The sequence below is a fragment of the Frateuria sp. genome (assembly GCF_035695185.1).
Classification (GTDB): Bacteria; Pseudomonadota; Gammaproteobacteria; order Xanthomonadales; family Rhodanobacteraceae; genus Frateuria_A.
In genome coordinates this window covers 1-6,735 of sequence record NZ_DASSES010000212.1, presented here as the reverse complement: position 1 = coordinate 6,735, position 6,735 = coordinate 1, and the positions used below count along the sequence as shown (strand labels likewise).

Sequence of the window (6,735 nt, the reverse complement as noted above, 5' to 3'; positions counted from 1 at the left end):
CCGTGGAACCAGGTTTCCCCCTATGTTTCGCTCGCGATGGTCGCCGGCGAGGACCAGAAATTCCCGTTCCACCACGGGTTCGACCTGGAATCGATCCATGACGCGCTGGACGACGCCGACGACGGCAAGCGCCTGCGCGGCGCCAGCACGATCAGCCAGCAGGTGGCCAAGAACCTGTTCCTGTGGAACGGCCGCAGTTTCGTGCGCAAGGGACTGGAGGCCTACTACACCGTGCTGATCGAGCTGACCTGGCCCAAGCGGCGGATCCTCGAGGTCTACATGAACATCGCCGAGCTGGGCGACGGCATCTACGGCGTCGGCGCGGCAAGCGAGGCGTACTTCCACGTGCCGCCGGCACGACTCGGCCCCACGCAGGCCGCGCGCCTGGCCTCGGTGCTCCCCAGCCCGCGCCGCCTGCACGCCGACCGCCCAAGCGCCTACGTCCAGCGCCGCACGCAATGGATCGAGCGGCAGATGCAGCACCTGGGCGGCCCCGGCTACCTGGACAGCAACCAACCCCCGCGCGTGCGGCAAGGACACTGACCCATGCCCGAACTCACCGTCGTCGTCCCCGCCTACAACGAGGCGGCCGTACTCGATGCCTTCCACCGGCGCCTGGCCGGCGTACTCGACACGCTGGCGCTCGATTGCGCCGTACTCTACGTGGACGACGGCAGCACCGACGGTACCTGGTCGGCGATCGAGGCATTGCTGGCGGGCGATGCCCGCGTGCGCGGCCTCAAGCTCTCGCGCAACTTCGGCAAGGAGGCAGCACTGACCGCGGGACTGGACCACGTCACCGAGGGCGCGGCAGTGGTGATCGACGCCGACCTGCAGGACCCGCCCGAACTCATCCCCAAGCTGGTCGCGCAGTGGCAGGCCGGCCACGACGTGATCTACGCCACGCGCAGCGCCCGCGCTGGCGAGACGCGGCTCAAGCGCCTCACCGCCGCCGGCTTCTACCGTACGATGGAGCGGCTCTCGGACACCCCGCTGCCGCGCGACACCGGCGACTTCCGCCTGCTCTCGCGCCGCGCCCTGGATGCGCTGGCGAAGCTGCGCGAGCGACAGCGCTTCATGAAGGGCCTGTTCGCCTGGATCGGCTACCGCCAGACCGCCGTGCACTACCAGCGCGAGCCGCGTCACGGCGGCCACACCAAGTGGAACTACTGGCGCCTGACCCAGCTGGCCATCGAAGGCATCACCTCCTTCTCCAACGCGCCGCTGCGGCTGGCCACGTGGGTCGGGATGGGTTCGTCCATGCTGGCCTTCGTCTACGGGCTGTGGGTGCTGACCAAGGCACTGATCTGGGGCGACCCGGTGCGCGGCTACCCGACGTTGATGCTGGTGATCCTCTTTCTCGGCGGCGTGCAATTGCTGGCGCTCGGCGTCATCGGCGAATACCTGGGCCGCAGCTACGCCGAGAGCAAGCAGCGCCCGTTGTACTTCGTCGAGGAAGCGCACCTGCGCGACCGGCGCCCATAGGAGGTCCCACCTCCCTGCGGTCGGCGTGCTCCGGGACTCGGCCGGCGGGCGTGGCTTCAAGCGGACTCCTACACGCCCTGCCGACGCGGCAGCGCTAGACTCCGCCGCAGGCCGAAGAGGAGCACCGGGCATGCGTCAGGTAAGGCATCTTCTGCAAAGCAAGGGCAGTGACGTCTATGCGATCGCGCCCGAGGCGCCCGTCCTGGATGCGATCCGGCAGATGGCCGAGCGCCGCGTCGGCGCGCTGGTGGTGATGAAGGGCGAGACGCTGGCCGGCATCGTCTCCGAGCGCGACTACGCCCGCAAGGTGATCCTGCAGGGCCGTTCCTCCGCACAGACGGCGGTGGCGGACATCATGAGCGGCGAGCCGCTGACCATCTCGCCGGAAACCGATGTGTTCGACTGCATGCGCCTGTGCACCGAGCGCCGCGTGCGCCACCTGCCGGTGGTCGAGGACGGACGGGTGGTGGGGGTGATCTCGATCGGCGACCTGGTCAAGGCGGTGATCGACGCACAGGCCGAGCAGATCGAACAGTTGCAGCGCTACATCACCAGCTGACCGGGGCTCGCTCCTTCCCGCCGGAAAGTGAAGCGCTCAGTCCTTCGCCAGATCCGGTGCCCGCCCCGCGCGTCGCGCGACCCAGGCCGATGCCGTGGCAACGCCCGCGCCGATCAGTCCCATCCCGCCGACGCCCACGCCGAGCCAGGCCAGCAGGGTGACGCCGCTGGTCACCAGCAGATCGCCAAAGCGCCACACCGCAGTCTCGACGAAGTTCTTGCCCTTGTAGCGCGTCTCGCGCGGCACCCGCGTGTACAGTGCGTCCACTGCCGGCTTGGTCATGCCATAGGCGAACCCGCGCGTGGTCACCAGCATCACCGCAAGCAGCGGCACCGCCATGCCGAGCAGCTGCACGTCGCCGGTGCCGAACAGCGCCACCATCAGCAGCAGGCCGACGTTGACCAGCGCCGGCAGCACCAGGCCCCAGCCCGCGCCGAAGCGCACCAGCAGCCAGCGCGTCAGCGTCAGCTGCAGCAGCGCACCGAGCGCGTTGGTCGCCAGGTCCAGGTCGTTGTAGAACGACGTGCGCGCGACCCGGTCGGCGAAATGCGCCTTGGCGTAGTCGGCCATCAGCGCGTAGGCAAGCGTGCCGATGCCGTCGCCGAGCAGCATCAGTACCGCCATGTAACGCAGGAAGGGCCGCGACCACAGCTCGCGGATGCCGGCCCACAGCGAGCCGCCGGTGCCCTGCGCAGCGCGACCGTCGCCGGCCTGCTCGTCGCGCGCGGACAGCTGCAACAGCAGCACCAGCGCCAGCCCCAGGGTCGCGGCCGACACGGCCAGCAGCGGCGCCACGCCGAGCACGTGCACCAGCAAGCGGGTCAGCAGCGGACCGAAGATCGCCCCACCCATGCCGCCCAGCGCGATCAGCGGGAACACCCGCCGCGCCTGGTGGCTGACGAAGATGTCCGCCATGAAGCTCCAGAACAGCGACACCACGAACAGGTTGAACACGCTGACCCAGACGTAGAACACCACGCCCAGCAGGCGCGCGCCGATGCGCTCCTGGGCCAGGAAGGCCGGCACGAAGGCGAGCAGGCAGACGATGAAGAAGCTGTAGCTCCACCCCAGCAGCCGCCGGCGCGAGACGTGCGCCACCAGCCAGCCGAACACCGGCGTCAGCAGCAGCATCACGGCGAAGGTCACGCCATAGAACAGCGGCAGCGACTGCGATCCAAGCGCGCCACCCAACTGGTCGCGCACGGGCCGGATCATGTAATAGCCGGCCATCACGAAGAAGAAGGCCAGCGTGGAGAGGATCAGGCCGGTGCCTTCGTCGGCACGGGCGTTGTGGCGCAGGCTCACTCAGAGTCCAGCCTCGGGTGGGGCGCAAAGCCTAGCATGGGCGGTCGAGCCCGGCGGCCGCATGCCCGCCGCCGGCGCCTCCGATCCGCTGAACACAAGCAGCCTGGCGCCTGCCTGCTCACGTTGTAGAGCTGGCCGAAGTGGCCCACAATCGGGGAATCGTGCCTGCCCCAAGGCCGTTTCGTCTTCCACCTTGCACGGCTTTTGCGCCGGATTCCTCCAGGCATGCAGCTTCGTACGTTTCCCCTGCTGATCGCCGCCCTTCTCGGCGCAGCGACCGCCCCCGCGCTGGCCCGGGCCTCCACGCCAGCTTCACCACCACCCAACGCCATCCCAGCCACCACGCAGACGCTTCCGGCCGACCGGGTGAAGGCGACGCTGGAGGCCTACAAGCAGTGGCTCACCAAGCTGGACCGGCGCAATTCGGTGGCCGGGCTGGCCACGGCGGTGGTGGTCAACGACAAGGTGGTGTTCGAAGGCACCATCGGCTACGCCGACGCGGCCGACAAGCAGCCGGTCGAGCCGGACACGGTATTCCGCCTGGCCTCGCTGTCCAAGGCCTTCGCCACCGGCCTCACCGCGATCCTGGTGCAGGACGGCAAGCTGGCCTGGGACACGCGGCTGGTCAACGTGCTTCCGTTCTTCAAGCTCAAGAAGGTGCCGGACACGCAGCGCGCCACCGTCGCCGACATCCTCGGCCAGCGCCTGGGCCTGCCGCGCAACACCTACGACAACATGCTCGAGGACGACGTCCCCTACGAGGAGCTCGTGCGCAAGCTCGACCAGGTCGACATGACCTGCAGCGTGGGTGAGTGCTACGGCTACCAGAACGTCGCCTTCAGCCTGATCGGCGACGTGGTCTACGCCATGACCGGCAACTTCTTCTACAAGCTGGTCGACCGGCGCATCTTCCTGCCGCTGGGCATGAACACGGCGAGCTACGGCCGTGCCGCCCTGGAATCGAGCAGGAGCTGGGCGCGGCCGCACCGGCGCACGCGGCATGGCTGGGTACCGTTCGAGCCGAAGGAAAACTACTACCGCGTGGCACCCGCCGCCGGCGTCAATGCCAGCCTGCGCGACATGGAGAAATGGCTGATCGCGCAGATGGGCGGCCGCCCGGACGTGCTGTCTCCCGCGGCGCTGGCCATGCTGCATTCGCCGGGCGTGCGCACGCCGACCGAACTGCATTCCTCGCCCTGGCGCAACGGCCGTCTCACCGCCGCGCACTATGCGCTGGGCTGGCGCGTGTTCACCTACGGTGGCGAGACGCTGGTCTACCACGCCGGCGCGGTGGAGGGTTATCGCACGATGATCGGCTTCTTCCCGAAGTACCACGCGGGCGTGGTGACGATGTGGAATGCCGGCGTGCCCACCCCTTCGGGCCTGATGCCGATGGTGTTCGACAGCCTGCTCGGCTTGCCGCACGTGGACTGGGCGGGCCTGGAGAAGAACGTTCCCGACCGCGCCCCGGCCCGGCCGCGCAGGGTGCGCACGAGACGCCACCGGCGGCACTGAAGCGCTCAACTTCCGGCATGAAAAAAGGCGGCGCCAGGGGCGCCGCCTTTTTTTCCGGTCCGGGCATCGCGTCAGAGCTTGAACTCGATCTTCTTCTGCAGCTTCGCTTCCACCGGCGTGCCGTTGCGCGTGGCCGGCTTGTACTTCCACCGTTCCACCGCGTTGAGCGCCTCGCGGTCGAACAGGTGGCGCGGCTGAGCGTCGACCACCTGGGCGCCGGTGACGTTGCCGGCGGTATCCACGGTGTAGCCCACCACCACCCAGCCCTGGGTCCGCGTGCGCTGGGCCTGGGTCGGGAAGCGCGGCTGCACGTACTTGGTCATCACCGGGTCGGTGCTGACGACCTTCTGGACCGCCGGCGTGCTCGCTTCGCTGGCCGCCGGCGTGTTGGCCGCGGCGACCTCACCCTGCGACTTCGGCTCGCCCGGCTGCGCCTTCTGCTGGGCCGCGAGCTTGTCGGCCGCCGCCTTCTCCGCCGCCGCCTTTTCGGCAGCCAGCTGCTGCTGGTGCTGCTGCTCGAGCGCCTGCTGCTGCTCCTTGTCCAGCAGCTTGCGCTGGGCGTCGAGCTTGGAACGCAGGATGGTCAGCGTGTAGTTGGCCGGATCGGCCTTGGCCAGCAGGTCGATTTCGCGCTGCGCCTCGCCGAAGTCGCGTGCGTTGATCGCCTGCTCGGCACCGCTGGCCGCGAACGGGAAGGTCTCGCGCAGCGCATCGGTGGCCACCGGGTTGCCCGGCTGCTTCTCCAGCGCCTTCAGGTAGAACTCGAAGGCGTTGTTGCCGGCCGGCGCGAGCACGCGATGGTCGTTCATCGCCTTGCGCGCCTCGGCTAGCAGTTCGTTGAGATCCATCGCCTCGACATTGGCCGGCGGTGCGACGGCGATCTTGTCGGTGGAAACCGGTGTGGACGGGTGACCACCACCATCCTGCATGACCAGTTCCTGGTGCGGCTGCAGGATCAGGAACCAGCTGGCCACGGCCAGCAGGACGAAAATGGCGATGACGGCGATCAAGGTGGGCCGGGCGGCCCCGCGCGCGTGCGCGCGCATAGAACTGGAACGGGTATCCATGGGACGTTCACCGATTGGCTGGCATGAGATACCCGCGCTTTTTCCCCCTGTAGGAGCGGCCGTCCCCCCGGGACGTGCGCGGCGCGAGTGCGCACAACTTACCCCCAATGCGCCGTTGCGGCAAATTCGGGGAAGCGTGGGATGCCGGGGCGTTTCCGGCCCCTGAAACGAAGCGTCCCGGCCGGGGCCGGGACGAATCGCTCTTCGAAGTACCCTCCCTGCGCTGGGCACCGCAGGGAGAGAAAGTCGATACCGCTTGTTGGTCTTGTTCGGGTCTTACTTCTTGGCCTTGGCAGCCTTCGGCTTGGCGGTCTTGGTGGCCTTGACCACCTTGGCCGGCGCAGCCTTCTTCGGGGCCGCCTTCTTGGCGGCAACCTTCTTCACGGCGACTTTCTTGACGGCGGCCTTCTTGGCGGCAGCCGGCTTCTTGGCGGCAACCTTCTTGGCTGCCGGCTTCTTGGCGGCGACCTTCTTGGCGGCCGGCTTCTTGGCAACCGGCTTCTTCGCGGCGGCCTTCTTCACAGCAGTCTTCTTGGCGGGCGCCTTCTTGGCGGCCGGTTTCTTCGCAGCGGTTTTCTTGGCAGTGGCCATAGTTCGTCTCAGCTCCTCATCAGTTGGCAGTGGTTGCCCAGTAAAAGCGTGCAGGAACGCCTCCACCAGCAGGTCGCTGTTGGTGGCGTGCCGAAGATTGTTCACTTGACGGCGGGTGCGCTCGTCGGAAAGCAGACGCAGGACATGCAGCGGAATCGACACGGTGATCTTGCGCACCGCGCCGGCCTTTTCGCCGTGATCGACATAAGGCGT

Annotated in this window: 7 protein-coding genes; 4 read left to right on the top strand and 3 right to left on the bottom strand. The window is 68.2% G+C overall.

From position 1 onward, the window contains the following. From mtgA to VFH59_RS17535, 3 genes are all read left to right on the top strand, one after another. Positions 1–543 (top strand): monofunctional biosynthetic peptidoglycan transglycosylase (mtgA, locus tag VFH59_RS17545; RefSeq protein WP_325166216.1); only part of this gene is annotated, 543 nt, incomplete at its 5' end. A 3-nt stretch (positions 544–546) separates the two neighbouring features. Continuing rightward, complete coding sequence (locus VFH59_RS17540) at positions 547–1,485, top strand: glycosyltransferase family 2 protein (RefSeq protein ID WP_325166214.1); 939 nt, start codon at positions 547–549, stop codon at positions 1,483–1,485. A gap of 130 nt (positions 1,486–1,615) precedes the next feature. Then, positions 1,616–2,044, top strand: a complete 429-nt coding sequence (locus VFH59_RS17535; RefSeq protein ID WP_325166213.1) for a CBS domain-containing protein — start codon at positions 1,616–1,618, stop codon at positions 2,042–2,044. 36 nt (positions 2,045–2,080) lie between these two features. Here VFH59_RS17535 and VFH59_RS17530 read toward each other — a convergent pair whose 3' ends face one another. Then, positions 2,081–3,304 carry an NTP/NDP exchange transporter gene (locus VFH59_RS17530; RefSeq protein WP_325166217.1) on the bottom strand — a complete coding sequence of 408 codons (1,224 nt, stop codon included), beginning with the start codon at positions 3,302–3,304 and terminating at the stop codon, positions 2,081–2,083. A gap of 270 nt (positions 3,305–3,574) precedes the next feature. On the opposite strand from VFH59_RS17530, the gene VFH59_RS17525 reads away from it, so the two are divergent. Then, on the top strand, positions 3,575–4,864 hold the full coding sequence (locus VFH59_RS17525; RefSeq protein WP_325166212.1) for a serine hydrolase domain-containing protein: 1,290 nt from the start codon (positions 3,575–3,577) through the stop codon (positions 4,862–4,864). 71 nt (positions 4,865–4,935) lie between these two features. Here the strand turns inward: VFH59_RS17525 and VFH59_RS17520 are convergent, their stop codons facing one another. Next, on the bottom strand, positions 4,936–5,931 hold the full coding sequence (locus VFH59_RS17520) for an energy transducer TonB (RefSeq protein WP_325166211.1): 996 nt from the start codon (positions 5,929–5,931) through the stop codon (positions 4,936–4,938). Between the two features lie 276 nt (positions 5,932–6,207). Then, the coding region (gene metJ, locus VFH59_RS18455; RefSeq protein WP_345786170.1) for a met regulon transcriptional regulator MetJ at positions 6,208–6,735 on the bottom strand (528 nt) is incomplete at its 5' end.

Coding starts and splice junctions, on each gene's coding strand:
- VFH59_RS17540 (WP_325166214.1), top strand. CDS start 547: ATGCCCGAACTCACCGTCGTCGTCCCCGCCTACAACGAGGCGGCCGTA.
- VFH59_RS17535 (WP_325166213.1), top strand. CDS start 1,616: ATGCGTCAGGTAAGGCATCTTCTGCAAAGCAAGGGCAGTGACGTCTAT.
- VFH59_RS17525 (WP_325166212.1), top strand. CDS start 3,575: ATGCAGCTTCGTACGTTTCCCCTGCTGATCGCCGCCCTTCTCGGCGCA.
- VFH59_RS17520 (WP_325166211.1), bottom strand. CDS start 5,931: ATGGATACCCGTTCCAGTTCTATGCGCGCGCACGCGCGCGGGGCCGCC.